Raw genomic sequence first — 15548 nt, forward strand, 5'->3', positions numbered from 1 at the left:
CCGGTTGCCCCCTCGGTGGTGCGGTGGGCGTGCTCCCGCGCGGCACCGCCAGGCGAAGGCGGTCCCACTGCCGGGTGCTGCCGGTGACGACGTCCTCGCCTCCCGGCGACTCCTCCACCGTTGGCACCTACCCGCCTGTGGGCGGCGTAGGTACGCGCACGCAGTCGGAGCTCGGCGGCGAACCGGCTCGTCCCGTCGACCGGGTCGGGCTCGGTCGCCGTCCTGCCGTACCAGGGTCGTCTCCCCGACCGTCGCCAAGGCCGTGACCACGCTGCCGTCCGCGTCGTGCGGCTTCGGTTCCAACGGCTCGCCCCCCGGGGCATCGCGCGGTACGCCCGGATGGCGGGTTCGGCCGTCCGGGCGCGTGCACAGCCGCGTTCCAGCCGCCCGGGGACTCTTCGCTGCGCCCCCTCCACGGCCTGTCGCGCCCGGGCAGTGCCCACGAGGTCCTACGGGCCGACGGTCTCGCCCGGTCCGGGCCGGTCACTGAACCGGTGGCCGGGCGGCGCCCGTATTCCCCGACGATGAGTCTCTCCCGCCTCGGCCTGCCCTCCGGTGACCCGGCCGCGCCCCGCCGCCGGTTCGGCCGCCGGCGTGGCGGGGCCGCCGCGCTGCCCGCCGGGCCGGGCGGCCCGGTAACCGCCTCCCCGGTGCCGGCGGTGGCCGCCGCTCCGGCCGGGGCCGCGCTCGCCCTCCGGTCCGAGCTGCGCCCCGTCGGCCCACACTTCGTCATCGCCCCCTCCACCGCCGGGGACGACGAACTGTCGGCGGCGGTCGCCACCCTGCGCCCGGTGCCCGACAGCATCGTCGTGGTCGCCGCCGCACCCGACTCGGCCGCCGTCCTGCGGGACCGGATGGCCGACCTCGGCGTGATCGCCCGCTCGCGCGGCGCCGCCACGCTGGTACTGGCCGCCTCCGGCCTCGCCGCGCTCGCCCCCAACGGCCGCCGCCCGGCCGAGGTGGTCGCCGACCGGGCCGGCCTGCCGGTGATCGCGCCGGACGGCCTGGTGGAAATCACCCCGGACGGCAACCTCAAGGTCACCGCGCCCGACGGCGCCGGCGAGGCCGCCTCCTGGTGGCACTGCGCACCCGGCAGCGCACCGCGCCGGGTCCGGGAGACGATCGGTGCCACCGCGCCGGTCGAGCCGCCCTCCACCGCCGTCGCGGTCGTACCCGCCGGCCCGGCCGGGCACCTGCCGGTCGAGAGCGCCACCGCCGCCCGCCGCCCCCCGGCCGTGCACGTGCTGCGGCTGCCCGCCGGTTTCTGGCTCACCCACCCGTCCGCCCCGCCCCCCGGCCCGATGCCCGGCCTCGGGCTGGCCGCCGCGCCGCCCGGCACCGTGGTGCTGGTCGTCGGCACCCCGGCACGGCCCGTCCTGCTGCCCGAGGACTTCGCGGAGGCCGTGGTCGGCCTGCCGGTGGACACCTCGCGGCTGCTGGTCAGCGCGCCCTGGGCGGCCCCGGACGAACTCGCCGCCCTGACCGGGGCGCTGTCGGCCCGGCTGGCCCGCCCGGTCAGCGCCGCGATCGGCCTCCCGGTGCTCGGCCCGGGCGGCCCCACCTCGCGCATCCTCGACACCCACGGCCGGGCCCGCTGGGAGCCGTACCTGCTGCGGCTCGCCGCCGCGCCCGGCCAGGGCACCGCCCCCGCCGCCTGGCGCAACGGGGGCGCCTCCTGGCGGACCGACGGGCCTGGTGTCTTCGAGGCGTTCCCCTACTGGGCGTTGGAGGCCGTCCCGGCCGGCCTCTGGCTCCGGCCGGAGCCTCCGCACGTCCTCACCCCGCGCTTCCGCCGGCCCGAGGCGGCCCGCCCGCTGCTGATCGTCGGCGAGCGGGACCGGCCCGTCGAGGCCGACGTCTTCGAGGAGCTGGGCAGCCTGCTCGACCGCCTGCCGTCCTCCGGCTCGGACGGGTTCGGGCTGCTGGTGCACGGGCTGCTGGAGCCGTCCACCGAACGGATCGCCCGGTTCATCGCCCGGATGCACGACCTGGACTGGCTCGGACCGGAGCAGCCCGCCGGTTCCGTGCCGGGCGTGGCGGCGGTGTCGTACGGGATCAGCGGCCTCCCCGCAGCCCGCCCGACGGCCGTGGAGGCCGCGCCACAGCCCGCGCCGGCCGCCGTGGCGGCCTCACCACGCCCCGTACCTGCCGCCGCGGAGGCCGCGCCACAGCCCGTCCCGGCCGCCGTGGCGCCGCCCCGGGCCGCGGCGCTGTCCGGTCCGCCGGCCGGGCCCTCGGCGTTCGCCGTACCGACCACCACCAGTGGTGGCCCCGGCCTCCCCCCGCCGGTGGGCGCGGCGCCGCGCGGGACCGACCCCCTCGGCACCGCCCGGGCCACCGCCGGCGGGCCTTCGGCGGCGACCGAGGAGCGGAACCCTGCGGAGAGCGCTCCCCTGACCGACCCCGTCACCGCCCCGTACGCCCACCGGGTGGACACCGCCTCCGAACCCCCTTACGAGCGAACGGACTTCGCCCGGCTGGACGCGGCCGACGTCGAACCGCACGGCGACCCCACCATCGCGGACCCGCACGGCGAGCCCACCGTCGCGGACCCGCAGGGCGAGCCGGACGAACCACCGGACAGGCGCCCTTTGGAGCCGGTCGGTCCGGAGTCACTCGACCCGGAGCCGGTCGAAGACCCCCGAGAGCTCACCGACGAGTTCACCGGAGTGCAACCGGACGGCGGCCCGGCACGGGCATCGGCCCCGCCGCGCGCCCGTCACCTCCGCCCGGAGGACTTCCCCGTCCCCGTTGCGGTCAGCGGCACCGACGACCGGGACGCCGTCCGGACGCTGCTCGGCGAGCACTACCACCGCTGCTCCGGCCGGATCGACCAGGTCACCACCCGGTTGCCGAGGCTGCGGTCGACCTCCAAGGACGACATCAAGCCCGATCTCGCCGCCGTCCTGCTGCACCACGGCGACACCGGAATCCCGGCGGAACGGGCGGAGTTGATCGCGGCCGCCCGCTCCCGCGACCCGATCCTCGCGCCCTTCCTCCGCTGCCTCGGCTCCGGGCTGCGCCGCTTCCCGAGCCACCACGGCGCCGTGCTGCTCTGTGCCCCGCCCGGCCCGGATCCGGCGGCCCTGCTCGCCCACTACGCGGTCGGGCAGGTGGTGACGGAGCCCGCCCCGGTCACCGGCCTGACCACCAGCGCCGTCGAAATCCCCGGCGCGGCAGTCGAGTTCGTCATCTGGTCGGCCACCGGGCGGCGCAGCTCGGCCTTCGGCTCGGGCACCGAGGAGCTGCGGGTGACCTTCGCCCCGGGCACGTCCTTCACCGTGGTGGCCGTCCTGCCCTCCGATGACACCGAGAACGCGGAGGACAACGAGCACGCCGAGGACCCCGGGTACGCCGCCGAGCCGTCCGGCCGCCGCCCCGCCCGCGTCCTGCTGCGCGAGTACACCGGAGCCGCCGGCGCCGACCCGGACGAACGGGACCGCAGCGCCCTGACCCGCCTCCAGTCGTGGCTGGACCGCAGGGACCGGCTGAGCCCGGCCGAGCGCCGGCGGATCGAGGACCCCGAGCGCTTCCACCTCACCCCGGGGGTCGAGCTTCTGCCTGGTCCCGAGGGTGCGTGAACCCGCCGTCGGACGGCGGCCGTTCACCAAGCGAACCCGCTCGCCCGCCGTTCCCGCGGCCGATCCGGCCGCCCGACCCCGGAGCCTCCATGCCGATCCGGCCCACCCCGCTGCCCCTCGCCCTGACCGCCCTCCTGTTGGCCGGCGCCCTCCCCGTGCTCCCGGCCGCCGCGGCGTCCCCGAGCCCCACCCCGAGCGGCTCGCCCACCACGACGGTCGCCGACCCCGCCCCGGCGAACCACGGGCGCCCCCACCGCACCACCCTGCCCACGGCCAAGTCACCTACCACGCCCAGTGGTTCGCCATCCGGCTCCGCCTCCGGCTCGCCGTCCGGCAAGCCCACCACGACCGGGGCCGGCGACCTCACCGACCCGCATCTCAAGGACATCGCCCAGCAGTTCGTCTCCAGCGCCGAGAACTCCTCCCTCGACTGGAAGGCGCAGTTCGCCTACATCGAGGACATCAAGGACGGCCGCGGCTACACCGCGGGCATCGTCGGCTTCTGCTCCGGCACCGGCGACATGGTCGAACTGGTGCGCCACTACCGCGAGTTGAAGGCAGACAACGTCCTGGCCAAGTACCTCCCCGCGCTGGAGAAGCTGGACGGCTCCGCCTCGCACAGCGGCCTCGACCCCGACTTCGCCTCGGACTGGAAGAAGGCGGCCCAGGACCCGGTCTTCCGCAAGGCCCAGGAGGACGAGCGCGACCGCGTCTACTTCACCCCGGCCGTCACCCAGGCCAAGTCCGACGGACTGCACGCGCTCGGCCAACTCGCCTACTACGACGCCATCGTGATGCACGGCCCGGGCAGCAGCGCGGACAGCTTCGGCGGGATCCGCGCGGCGGCGCTCAAGAAGGCCAAGCCCCCGGCGCAGGGCGGCGACGAGAAGGCCTACCTTGCCGCGTTCCTGGACGCCCGCGCCGCCGCCATGCGCACCGAGGCGGCCCACTCCGACACCTCCCGCGTCGACACCGCCCAGCGCCTCTTCCTCCAGGCCGGGAACCTCGACCTGCACACCCCGCTGAGCTGGAAGGTCTACGGCGAGTCCTTCCACATCGACAAGTAGCCCACCGGGTGACGGAAGAGCGGCGGGCCGCCCGCGGAGGCGGCCCGCCGCTTTCGGTGATCTTGATCACAAAGCCGTTTCCCCGGACCCTGTTCGCCCATTCATCACCGCATGACAACCATTCCCGGCAGTCGCACCGTCACCACGGACGACCGAAGTGCCACCAGGGCACCGGACTCCCCTGCACCGGCCGCCGTCGCCGCTTCCTCCGCCGTCACCGTTACCACCAGCGTCACCGTTACCAGTGCCACTGCCACGGCCACTGCCACCACTGCCGAGCTCACCCGGCTGCTCTACGGCCCCGACCACGAGCGGGTCCACGGCCCGTGGCGGCGGTTGCTCGCCGACCCCCGGATGCGGACCGACCCCGGCGCCGCCACCGCGGACCGGATCGCCGCCAGCTACCGGCGGTTACGGCAGGTCAACCGGATGACCGACGCCACCGCACTGGCCACCGACCCGCGCGCGCTGGCCGCCCTGCACGAATGGCTGGGCCCGCTGGACGGCGCGCTGGTCGTCGTCGCCGGCATCCACTACAACCTCTTCCTCGGCAGCCTGCTCGACCACGACCCGCACGAGAAGCGGCCGTTGGACCCGTACCTCGCGATGGAACGGATCGGCACCTTCCTCTGCACCGAGCTCGGCCACGGCAACGACGCCACCGCGCTGCGGACCACCGCCGTCTACGACCGCACCGACCGCACCTTCACCCTGCACACGCCCGACGCGGGTGCGCAGAAGTTCATGCCGAACACCGGCCCGGCCGGCGGGCCGAAGTCCGCCGTGGTCGCCGCCCGCCTCCTGGTCGACGGCCGGGACCACGGGATCTTCCTCTTCCTCACCCCGCTCACCGACGAGGTCGGCCCGCTGCCCGGCGTCACCGTCCGCCCGCTGCCGCAGCGCCCCGGCAACCCGGTCGACCACTGCCTGACCTCCTTCGACGAGGTCGTCCTGCCCCACGAGGCGCTGCTGGCCGGCGAACACGGCCGACTCGGGCCCGACGCCGGGTTCACCAGCTCCCTCGGCAGCAGGCGGAAACGGTTCCTCACCAGCATCGGCCGGGTCACCGCCGGCAAGCTCTGCATGAGCGCGGCGGCGGTCGGCTGCGCCCGCGCGGTGCTGACCGTGGCCGTCCGCTACGCCCACCACCGCGAGGTGACCGGGGCCCGCGCGGACCGCCGCATCCCGGTCTGGGCCCACCGCAGCCACCACGGCCCGCTGCTGGAGGCGGCCGCCACCACCTACGCGATGACCGCCCTGCACCGGGCCGCGGTCGAGCGCTGGACCGGCCGGGACGACAGCGACCCGGGCGAGGTCGCCGCTGCCGAGCGGCTGGCCGCCGTCACCAAGGGCTGGACCACCTGGCAGGCCCGCAACCTGATCATCGAGTGCCGCGAACGCTGTGGCGCCCAGGGACTGCTCCCGGTCAACGGGATCTCCCCGCTCGCCATGGACATCGAGGGCACCATCACCGCCGAGGGCGACAACCTCGCGCTCTGGGCCAAGGCCGGCGCCGAACTCCTGCTGGCCGAGTCCGCGCCGCCCGGGGCCGTCCCCGAAGGCGGCCCCGACGACCCGGCCGTGCTCCAGTCCCTGCTGCACGCGGCGGAGCACCTGCACCTGAGCCGTGCCCGCGTCCTGCTGCGGCAGGCGCCGTCCGGGGACGGCCTGCGCCGCTGGAACACCGCCTCACCCGCCGCGCTGGCCGCCGTCACCGCCCACGCCGAACGCTCCGCGGGCGCCGCCCTGTTGGCCCTCGCCGAGCAGGCCACCGAGCCGCGGGCCCGCGGCCCGCTGCTCGACCTGTACCGGCTCTTCGCGCTGCGCCGGGTCAGCACGGAGAGCGGTCCTCTGCTGAGCGAGGGGCTCCTGACGGATCATCACGTGCGACTGCTCCCCGACCTGATCGAACAGGTCATCGGCCGACTGGCGGACCGGGGCCGACAGCTGGTGGACGCCTTCGACCTGCCGGAGGAGTTCCTCGCCGGCCTCCCGATCGCCGGCCCCGACTACCAGCGCGCCTTCGACCACCCTGAGGCACATTGGAACGCCACCGAGACTGCTGTTCGACCGATCTGACCCTCCGACAGGCCTCCGGGGCTCCCCCGCACCGGGTCCCGCCGGTCCGCCCCCACGGCGGACCGGCGGGACCGTCCACGGTCACTCCGGGTCGTGCTCAGCCGCGTGCGGAGTTCACCACGGCCGGGGCGGCCGCGGCCGCCCGGTGCCGGCCTCACCGGCGACCGCCTCCTGCCCGGAGACCTCGGCAGCCCGCTCGGCGTGCACGCCGTGGTCGGCCGGGCCGGCCTGCGTCGTCCACCGGGGGGTGGTGGCCGCCCCGCCCCGGCTCCCGGTCGGTACGCCCCGCACGGCCTCGTGCCCGAGCGGCACCGCCGGGGAGGCCTGCTGGGCCGCCGGCCGGCCCGTCTCACCGCGCCACACCGCTCCCCGGGCGGCCTCGTACCCGGCGGGCATCCCCGGCCGAACCGGTTCCGCCACCTCGGCGTCCCACACCGCGGGCGCCTCCCACTCCGCCGACGACTCCCACACGGCAGGCACCGCCCGCTCCACCGGAACCGCCCGCTCGGCAGGCACCGCGCGCTCGGCAGGCACCGCCCGCTCCACCGGGACCGCGCGCTCGGCAGGCACCGCGCGCTCGGCAGGCTCCGCCCGCTCAGCGGGCTGCCCCGGCCTCAGGTTGCGCATCGCCTTCTGCGGACCGGTCGCCCCGCTGACGGGCTCGCGCCCCGCCAACACCTCCTGGAGGGCAACCGGTTCGACCGACGCCTTCTCGTCCGCCCGCCAACGGGCCGGCACGGCCCGGGTCGCCGCCTGTCCCAGCACCTGCCCCAGCACCTGCCCCTGACCGCTCTTCCGGCGGATCGCGGGGACCTCCCCGGGGCCGAGCTCGGACAGCGGAACCGGGACGCGCTCCCAGCCTTCCGGCACGGGTGGGAGCGACTGCCACGGGTCGTACGCCACGGCGGGCTCCCCGCCGGCAGCCGCCTGATCCGCACCCCGCCCGGAAGGAGCCGCCGGACCGCGCCCCCACCCGGCCCGCGCCGTGCCGACGCCCTCCTGCCCGACGCCGTGCCCGGCGCCGTGCCCACGGCCCTGCTCGACCCCGTGCCCGCCACCCCGCTCGCTGCCCTGCCCGCTGCCGCGCCCGTCCTCACTCGCGGTCCGGTGCCCCACCCGGTCGGTCCCCGCGAGCGTGGGCGTGCCCGGATAGGGGCCCGCGGAGGTGCGGACCACCGGGGTCGCCGCCGGGATCGGCGCCGAAGCCGGCTCCTCCTGCGGCGCCGCCGCGTCCAGGCAGACCAGCCGCAGCGTGAAGTTGCGCTCGGTCGGGTCGCCGTCGACCCAGTCCACGTCCTTGCTCCGCACCACCCGGGACCGCCGGCCGCCGTCCGATGCCTGCAACGGCCCGGGCAGCACCCGGACGTTGGGCCGCCACCCGAGGCCGGGGGCGTAGTGCTCCAGGTGCAGCTCCCACTCCTGCGCCGGGACCTCCAGCGACGCCCCCACCCGGCCCGGCAGCACCACCGCGCCGTACGGGGTGCGCACCACCGCCCGCTGGTCGAAGGCGGCGTCCTTGCCGATCACCGTGATCCGCCATGCTCCGTCCATCCGCAGCACGGGTGTCCTCCCCAGGTCGGTGGGTGCGGGACCGGCCGACCCCGCACCTCGCTCGACGGCTCGCCGGACGCCGGTGGTTCACCGCACGAGGCCGGGTCCCCGCACGTCCACCGGACGAGGCCGGGGGCCCACCGGACAGCGCCGGGCGTCCGCGGCTTCACCCCGGGGCGCGACCGCGACGCCCGGGGGTTCAGGGCCGCCGCGGCCGACCGGCCCTCAGGCGGTGCGTCGGCGGTGCTGGAGCCGGGCCGCGACCAGGACGCCGCCGCCGAGCAGCAGGGCACCGCCGCCGACGCCCGCGATCAGCGCCGAACCGCCGCCGCCACCGGTGTGCGCGAGGTCCGTACCGACGGGCACCGCCGTGACGGACGGCGAGGCCGAGGGGCTCGGGGAGACAACGGACGAGGACGACTGGGACGCCGTGGGCGTCGGACGGTCGGACGGCTTGGTGCTGGGCGGCGGCGTGACCGGCCGGCTCGGCGTCCCGCTGGGCGTCGGGCTCGCCGACCCGCTGGGTGTCCGGCTCGGGGTCGGCGTCACCGAGCCCGTCGGCGTGGGCGTGGCCGTGCGGCTCGGGGTCGTGCTGGGAGCCGGGGTGGTCGGCGCGGGGGTGGTGGGCGTGGCCGTCGGCGTGGGCGTGGGCGTGGTGGTCGGCGTCGGCGTGACGCAGAGCGGCACGTCCGCGATCCGCTTCTCCACCTGGGTGTCGGCCAGGCGGTAGCGCCAGGTGTCCCCCTGACCGGTGTAGCCGACGGTGACCTTCACCGACCCGTGGGCGGCCACCGTGCCGTGGTACTTCTCGTCGCTGCCGACCCGGGTCAGCGTGTACTCCCCCGCGGCGCGGTAGTTGTTGCCCAGGACCAGCTCGACGTGGGCCGCGTCGGTGCGGCAACCGACGCTCAGCGAGGCGTCGGCCGGCTGCCAGGCCATCGCCGTCCCCGAACCCGCGGCGGCGAGGGCCGCGACGGCGCTTCCGGTCACCAGGGCCGCTCGAACGTGCTTCATCACTGCTCTCCTTCGGGTCCCGCAGGACGTGTCGCCCTGGGCCGGCGGCCGCACGGCCCCCCTGTCGTCTACGGCGGCACGGCGGGCTCCGGTTCACCGCCCTGAGGTGGATCCGGGAGCCGCCGGGAAGCCCGGACAGGCCGCTGAACTGCGGCGCGTCGGCGATCCGTAGAGCGGAGTGGACCGTGTGACCGCAGCCCGCGCCAGGAGGAGAACAATGACCGCCGGCCCCGACACCGCGTACCGCCCCGCACCGGCGGCGGCGCTCGACGCCTTCGGCACCGTCCTGCTGCCGCGGCTCGCCCCCGCCCCCTGCCCCGCCACCGCGTCGCCGGCCCCGCTGCCCGTCGCACACCCCGCGGCGCGGCCCACGCTCCCGGCGCCCGCAGCGCGGTTCGCTCCCCCGCGACCCACGGTGCCCCCGCCCGTGCCGCGGTTCGCTCCCCCGCAGCCCAGCCTGCCCCCGCCCGCCCCGCGCCCCCTTCCGGAGCAGCGCCGCAGCGTGCTGGCCGTGCTGCGCACCGGGGAGCGCCGTGGCCGCGAGCAGCTGCGGCTCATCCGCTCGCCGCTGCACGGCAGTTGCCGGATCGCCGTGATCAGCGCCACCGGCAACGTCGGCAAGACCTCGCTGGTGCGTGCCCTGGGAGCGATGCTCGCCACCGAACGCGGCGAGCCGGTGGCCGCGGTGGACGCGGGGGCGCCGTACCCGAACTCGCCGGTCCGGCCGGCCGGTCCGCCGGCCCGGGTGGGCATCACCGAGCTCGCGGCGGCGCTGCGCGGCGGCGGCCCGGCGGCCGTCGACCCCCGGCCGTACCTCTCCCCGACCCCGAGCGGGCTGGCCGTCCTGGCCGGCCCGGCGTACCCCGCGGTGGGCCGGCCGCTCGACGAGGGCGACTACCGCGCCGTCCTGGCGGCGCTCGCCGAGCGGTACCCGCTCACGCTGACCGACGCGGGCGCGGGGCTGCTCGACGGCCCGATGCGCGGCGTGCTCGACCTGGCCGACCAGCTGGTCCTCGTCACCACGCCGAGCGTGGACGGCGCGGGCCGTGCCACCGCGACCCTCGACCTGCTGCACGCCCACGGGTACGGGGAGCTGGCCGAACGCTCCGTCACCGCGATCTCGGCGGTCCCCGGCGCCGGGCGCCCGGTCCACCCGGCGGATCTGCGGGCGTACTTCGGCACCCGCTGCCGGGGCGTGGTGGAGGTGCCGTTCGACGAGCACCTCGCCAATGCCGCGGAGTCCGAGCCGGGTCGGCTCGGCCACCGCACCCGCCGGGCGGTCCGCGAGCTGGCCGCGCTGATCGGCGACGAGCTGTGGCGGGCGGGCCGACCCACCGGCTGGTGAGCCCACCGGCGGCCGATCCACACCCCGCCGCCCCGACCGCCGACCGGCACACCAACGCCGCCTCCGGCCGCTCACCGGCCGACCCGACAGCGGCCGCCACCCCCGCCTGCTCCCGAACGCCCGCTCCCCCCGCCGCCCCCGGCTGCCCCTCCCACCTGCCCCAGAACGCCCGCTCCCCGCCGGAGCTGCCCGAAAGACCCGCCCGTTCGGGCAGAAGACCGTGCCCCGACGTGCATACCTGGTATGCCCGGCCACTCCCCTGCCGGACGCCTGCCGACCGGCGGCCGGCCCGGGCGGCACCCCGCCACCAGCGGCCTGACCGCCCGCTCGGGCCGCCGTACCCGGCCCCGACCAGCCGCTACGCCCGGAGCCTGCGGACCCCGCCGACGCCCGACGGCCCGCCCCACCGGCCGTGGACATGGCACGAGCGCGTCAGGTAGACCTGTCCACCCGGCCTCCCCGGAGGCCGCCGGCGCCCGCAACCACCTGACCGCCGTCAGTGAACTCCTCACGAACGGCGGTCGTACGCCGGGCGCCGGAGCGCCGTTCGAGCCGCCGGTGGCGGCCGGAGCCGGGATGCTTCGCTGACGTACCGCCGTCCGCCGGACGGCCCGGACCGCTCGTCGGGCGTGGCTAGACTGCGGCCGAGATGTGGACGGGAAGCTGAGACGATCCGCTTCTACCTGGGGGGATCCGTGTTCATTCGACTGCTGGGGCCGGTGGAACTGCGGGCCGCCGACGGTCGCGCCGTCGAACCGGCCGGCCCCAAGCGGTGCGCCGTCCTGGCCCTGCTGGCGCTCGAACTCGGCCGCACCGTCCCGGTCGAGCGGCTCTTCGAGCTGCTCTGGGGCGAGGCCCCGCCCGCCCGGGCCCGGGCCGCCGTACAGGGGCACATCGCCGCGCTGCGCAAGCAGATCGCCGACTCCCCCTTCACCCTGCTGACCCGCGCACCCGGCTACCGCCTCGACGGCCCGGCCGAGCTGGTGGACGCGCTGCTCTTCGAGCGGCTCACCGCGCTGGCCGCCGGGGAGTGCGCCCCAGGGGGCGACGAGGCCGCCGTCAAGCTGCTGCGCGAGGCCCTGGACCTCTGGCACGGCGGCACGGCCCTGGCCAACTTGCCCGAGACCGGTCTGCGGCACGCCGTCGCCGACCGGCTCGACCGGCGCCGCACCCGCGCGCTGGAGTGCTGGGCCGAGCGCCTGCTGCGGCTCGGCCGGGGCGCCGACGCCGTCACCGACCTCGACCGCGCCGCCGAGGCCGACGGCCTCCACGAGCCGCTGGCCGCCCTGCTGGTCCGCTGCCTCCACCAGGCGGGCCGCTTCGCCGACGCGCTCACCGCCTACCACCGCACCCGGCGCCGGCTCGCCGAGGAGCTGGGCCTCGCGCCGGGCCGCGCCCTGCAGTCGGCCGTGGACGACATGCTCACCGCCGACCCGGACCCGACCCCTGCCGCACCCGCTGCCCCCACCTCGCCGCCCGTACCGGTCGACCCGGTCGACCCGCCGGCCCCCCGCCCGACCGTGAACCAGCTCCCCCGCGCGGCAGCACGGTTCGTCGGCCGCGAGGCCGAACAGCGCTGGCTGGACGCCGAGTGCGCCGGACCGCACGGCGGCGGCAGCCTCGCCGTCGTGACCGGGCCGGCCGGCGCGGGCAAGACCGCGACCGTGGTCCAGTGGGCGCACGCCGCGGCCGGCGCCTTCCCCGACGGCCTGCTCTTCGCCGACCTGAACGGCTTCGGCCCGGGCCACCGCACCGGCCCGGTCGAGGTGCTGGGCAGGTTCCTCCGCGCTCTCGGCGTCGAGGAGCGCGAGCTGCCGGAGGACCGCTACGCCCGGGCCGCGCTCTACCGGGCGCTGACCGGCCGGCGCCGGCTGCTGGTCGTCCTGGACAACGCCGGTGACGCCGAGGACCTCGCGGACCTGCTGCCGGCCGGGCCCGACTGCGCCACCGTGATCACCAGCCGCAGCTCCCTGGAGGACGTGGTGGTCACCGAGGGGGCCGCCCTGCTGCGGCTCGGCGCGCTGCCGGCCGAGGACGCGCTGGGCCTGCTGGAGCACCTGCTGACCCCGGCCCGGGTCCGGGCCGAGCCGGAGGCCTCGGCCACGGTCGCCGAGCTCTGCGACCGCCTGCCGCTCGCGCTGCGGATCGCCGCGGCCCGGCTGGCCGCCCAGCCGGGCTGGGCGATCGCCGACCTCGTGCCCGAACTCGCCGACGAGCGCACCCGCCTGCAGACCCTGGACACCCAGGGCGCGATCAGCGTGCGCAGCGCGCTGGGCCTGACGGTCCGCCGGCTCTCGGCCACCGCCGTCCACCTGCTCGCCCTGCTCGCCGCGCACCCGGGCCCGGAGACCGACGCCCACGCGGCCGCCGCCCTGCTGGCCACCGACACCGCCGAGGCCCGGCGGGCACTCGGCTCGCTGGCCGCCCACCACCTGCTCACCGAGGACACCCCGGGCCGCTACCGCCGGCACGACCTGATCCGCCTCTACGGCGCCGAACTCCTCGACGAGCGGCCGGCGTCCGAGCGCGCCGGCGCCACCCTGGCACTGGTGGACCACTTCCTGGCGGCCGCCGCGCACGGCGCGGGGCTGCTCCAGCCCGGCCTCGACCCGTTCGGTCCGCCGCCGCTGCCCGGTCCGGCCCGGCCGCGGCTGCCCGACGTGCGCGCCGCGCTGGACTGGTTCCGCGCCGAGGAACCCACCATCCGCGGCCTGGTCACCTCGGCGGCCGACCTCGGCGACCACCGGCGCGCCTGGCGGCTGGCCTACCTGGCCAACTGCCTCTACTACGGCGCCGGCCGCCGGACGGACCGGCTGGCCTGCCTGCGCGCGGGGTTGGAGTCGGCCGTGCTGACCGGCGATCCGGCCGCCGTCGCCTCGATGGAGGCCTCGACGGCCCGCGCGCTGAGCGGCCTCGGTCGGGCCGAGGAGGCCCACCGGCTGGCCCTGCGAGCGGTCACCCGCACCGCGGACGCCGGGGGCGACGTCCATGTGCACGCCCTCACCGTGCTGGCGGTGGCCAGCGCGGCCCGCGGCGAGCACGCCGAGGCCGTCCGGCTGGGCGAGCGGGCGATCGCCCTGGCCGGCGCGCACGGCCTCGCGGAGCACGCGCCCTTCGCGTTCAGCAACACCGCCGCCCTGCACGGCTTCGCCGGGGACGCCGGGCAGGCCCTGCGCCGGGCCCGGGAGGCCCGGGCGCTGCTCGCGGAGCACCCGCAGGCGACGTACCACCTGTCCGCCATGGTCAACGAGGCGCACGCGCTCCAGCAGCTCCGCCGCCCGGCCGAGGCCGGACGGGCCTGGCGGGAGACCATGGAACGCTGTCGCGCCGCCGGCGCCGTCCACCTGGAGGCGGTGGCGGAGCGCCACTACGCCGACTTCCTGCTGGACGCCGACCGTCCGGTGGAGGCCGCCTCGCACCTGCGGTCCGCGCACTGCCTGTACGAGCGGCTCGGGGACGCCGGCGTCGCCCGGCAGCTGGAGCGCCGGCTGGCCACGCTGGCCGGCGCGGTCACCGTGGCGCCGTCCGCCCGGCGGGCGTTACCGGCCGCGTCCGGCGCCTGCCGGAGCCGGCCGCCCGACCGCGGCAGCCCGTGCGGGGAGGTCCCGCGCCACCCGGAGGCCGGGGTGCGCCGGAGCACGGTGACGGTCCGGCGGGCCTGCCGGTCCGGTGACCACCACCGGGCCGCCGCCCGGCCGGGCCGGGTCTAGGACGGCCCGGTCTGGGACGGCCCGGGTCTAGGACGGCCCGGCGTCCCCGGCCAGCTCGGCGATCAGCTCCTGCACGCCGTCCTCGCCGAACCGGTGCAGCAGCATCGCCACCCACTCCACCACCTCGGCCCGCTCCAGCGGCGCCCACCCGGGCGCGGACGGGTGCTCGTCGACCACCAGCGCCTCGGCGACCAGGCGCAGCCCGTCCGGCACCGGCAGCAGCCGTGAGCCGTCCAGTCCGCGCAGGGCGAGCCGCCGGGCCGCCGCCGCGACCTCCGCGCCGCCGGCCGGCGGCGCCGGTAGTCCGTGGCCGCACCCCGCTTCGCCCGTCGGCGCCTCCTCCCGGGGCTCCGCGGCCAACCAGGAGGCGATCAGCTCCCGGATCTCCGGCTCGTCCGCCATCTCCACCATGCCAGCAAGCATGCCAGCGCCTCGCTCGGTCATCATCACCGTCATGTGAACGAGAACGGCTGCCACCCCGTGCAGCGTTCAACTACGTCCGCGACCTGCGCCGGGACCACCTCGCCCGCCCCCGGCGCCGTGGCGGACCGACCGTCGGCCACCCGGCCCGGGAGGCAGTGGTCCGTACACACCCCGTCACCCGCCCGGGCCGTTCCGCGCGCCCCGGCGGGAGCGCCGCTACGCGCCGACCGTTCCGTCGATCGCCTCGCGCAGGAAGTCGGCGTGCCCGTTGTGCCGGGCGTACTCGTGGATCAGGTGCAGCATCACCAGCCGCAGCGACACGTCCGCGCCCCACTTCGGCATGTAGCCCGTGACGTCCAGCGACTCCGCCTCCCGCTCGATCCGCCGGGCGTGCTCGACCTCCGCCGTCCAGGCCGCGAAGGCCTCGCCGCGGTCGGCGGCGGCCGCGTCGTACGCCACCTGGAAGTCGCCCTCGGGGGACCAGACGAGCGGGACGTCCTCCCGGCCGATCACCCGGCGGAACCACGTCCGCTCCACCTCGGCCATGTGCCGCACCAGTCCGAGCAGGCTCAGCGTGGACGGCGGGCTCGACAGCTGCTTCAACTGCTCCTCGGTCAGCCCCTCGCACTTCATCGCCAGGGTCGCCCGGTGGTAGTCCAGGAACGCGCGCAGCATCTCGCGCTCGCCCCCGGTCAGCGGCGGAGCGACCCGTGCGTCGGTCGTCCCGGTGGTCGTGGTCGCGGTCGTCGTGGTCGTCTCGGTCGTCTCAGTCATCTCG

Annotated in this window: 9 protein-coding genes; 5 read left to right on the plus strand and 4 right to left on the minus strand. The window is 77.3% G+C overall.

The annotated features are described in order from the left end of the window. Nucleotides 1-524 precede the first annotated feature (524 nt). The 3 genes from ACZ34W_RS17170 (at nt 525) to ACZ34W_RS17180 (ending at nt 6727) form a co-directional block, all read left to right on the plus strand. The gene (locus ACZ34W_RS17170; RefSeq protein ID WP_465604899.1) at nt 525-3581 is read left to right on the plus strand and encodes a hypothetical protein; all 3057 of its coding nucleotides are present in this window, start codon (nt 525-527) and stop codon (nt 3579-3581) included. 89 nt (nt 3582-3670) lie between these two features. Further along, nucleotides 3671-4648, plus strand: a complete 978-nt coding sequence (locus ACZ34W_RS17175; protein ID WP_465604902.1) for a chitosanase — start codon at nt 3671-3673, stop codon at nt 4646-4648. Nucleotides 4649-4759: 111 nt separating this feature from the next. Then, nucleotides 4760-6727 (plus strand): acyl-CoA dehydrogenase family protein, encoded by a 1968-nt coding sequence (locus ACZ34W_RS17180; RefSeq protein ID WP_465604905.1) that lies wholly within the window; start codon nt 4760-4762, stop codon nt 6725-6727. 114 nt (nt 6728-6841) lie between these two features. Here the strand turns inward: ACZ34W_RS17180 and ACZ34W_RS17185 are convergent, their stop codons facing one another. Together ACZ34W_RS17185 and ACZ34W_RS17190 are read right to left on the minus strand one after the other, a co-directional pair. Next, nucleotides 6842-8287 (minus strand): DNA polymerase III subunit gamma/tau domain-containing protein, encoded by a 1446-nt coding sequence (locus ACZ34W_RS17185; protein ID WP_465604908.1) that lies wholly within the window; start codon nt 8285-8287, stop codon nt 6842-6844. A gap of 216 nt (nt 8288-8503) precedes the next feature. Then, complete coding sequence (locus ACZ34W_RS17190; protein ID WP_465604911.1) at nt 8504-9292, minus strand: hypothetical protein; 789 nt, start codon at nt 9290-9292, stop codon at nt 8504-8506. 217 nt (nt 9293-9509) lie between these two features. On the opposite strand from ACZ34W_RS17190, the gene ACZ34W_RS17195 reads away from it, so the two are divergent. Both ACZ34W_RS17195 and ACZ34W_RS17200 read left to right on the plus strand, forming a co-directional pair. After that, nucleotides 9510-10637 carry a MinD/ParA family ATP-binding protein gene (locus ACZ34W_RS17195; RefSeq protein WP_465604914.1) on the plus strand — a complete coding sequence of 376 codons (1128 nt, stop codon included), beginning with the start codon at nt 9510-9512 and terminating at the stop codon, nt 10635-10637. A 695-nt stretch (nt 10638-11332) separates the two neighbouring features. Continuing rightward, nucleotides 11333-14347, plus strand: a complete 3015-nt coding sequence (locus tag ACZ34W_RS17200) for an AfsR/SARP family transcriptional regulator (protein WP_465604916.1) — start codon at nt 11333-11335, stop codon at nt 14345-14347. 27 nt (nt 14348-14374) lie between these two features. Here ACZ34W_RS17200 and ACZ34W_RS17205 read toward each other — a convergent pair whose 3' ends face one another. Both ACZ34W_RS17205 and ACZ34W_RS17210 read right to left on the minus strand, forming a co-directional pair. Further along, nucleotides 14375-14758, minus strand: a complete 384-nt coding sequence (locus ACZ34W_RS17205) for a hypothetical protein (RefSeq protein WP_329486442.1) — start codon at nt 14756-14758, stop codon at nt 14375-14377. A 228-nt stretch (nt 14759-14986) separates the two neighbouring features. Further along, the gene (locus tag ACZ34W_RS17210) at nt 14987-15544 is read right to left on the minus strand and encodes a DinB family protein (protein ID WP_465604920.1); all 558 of its coding nucleotides are present in this window, start codon (nt 15542-15544) and stop codon (nt 14987-14989) included. Nucleotides 15545-15548: the final 4 nt, after the last annotated feature.

It is taken from the genome of Kitasatospora sp. NPDC022856 (assembly GCF_055561235.1).

What these genes read in the sequence shown, in the direction of transcription:
- ACZ34W_RS17170 (WP_465604899.1), top strand. Translation starts at nt 525, where the DNA reads ATGAGTCTCTCCCGCCTCGGCCTGCCCTCCGGTGACCCGGCCGCGCCC.
- ACZ34W_RS17175 (WP_465604902.1), top strand. Translation starts at nt 3,671, where the DNA reads ATGCCGATCCGGCCCACCCCGCTGCCCCTCGCCCTGACCGCCCTCCTG.
- ACZ34W_RS17180 (WP_465604905.1), top strand. Translation starts at nt 4,760, where the DNA reads ATGACAACCATTCCCGGCAGTCGCACCGTCACCACGGACGACCGAAGT.
- ACZ34W_RS17190 (WP_465604911.1), bottom strand. Translation starts at nt 9,292, where the DNA reads ATGAAGCACGTTCGAGCGGCCCTGGTGACCGGAAGCGCCGTCGCGGCC.
- ACZ34W_RS17195 (WP_465604914.1), top strand. Translation starts at nt 9,510, where the DNA reads ATGACCGCCGGCCCCGACACCGCGTACCGCCCCGCACCGGCGGCGGCG.
- ACZ34W_RS17205 (WP_329486442.1), bottom strand. Translation starts at nt 14,758, where the DNA reads ATGGTGGAGATGGCGGACGAGCCGGAGATCCGGGAGCTGATCGCCTCC.
- ACZ34W_RS17210 (WP_465604920.1), bottom strand. Translation starts at nt 15,544, where the DNA reads ATGACTGAGACGACCGAGACGACCACGACGACCGCGACCACGACCACC.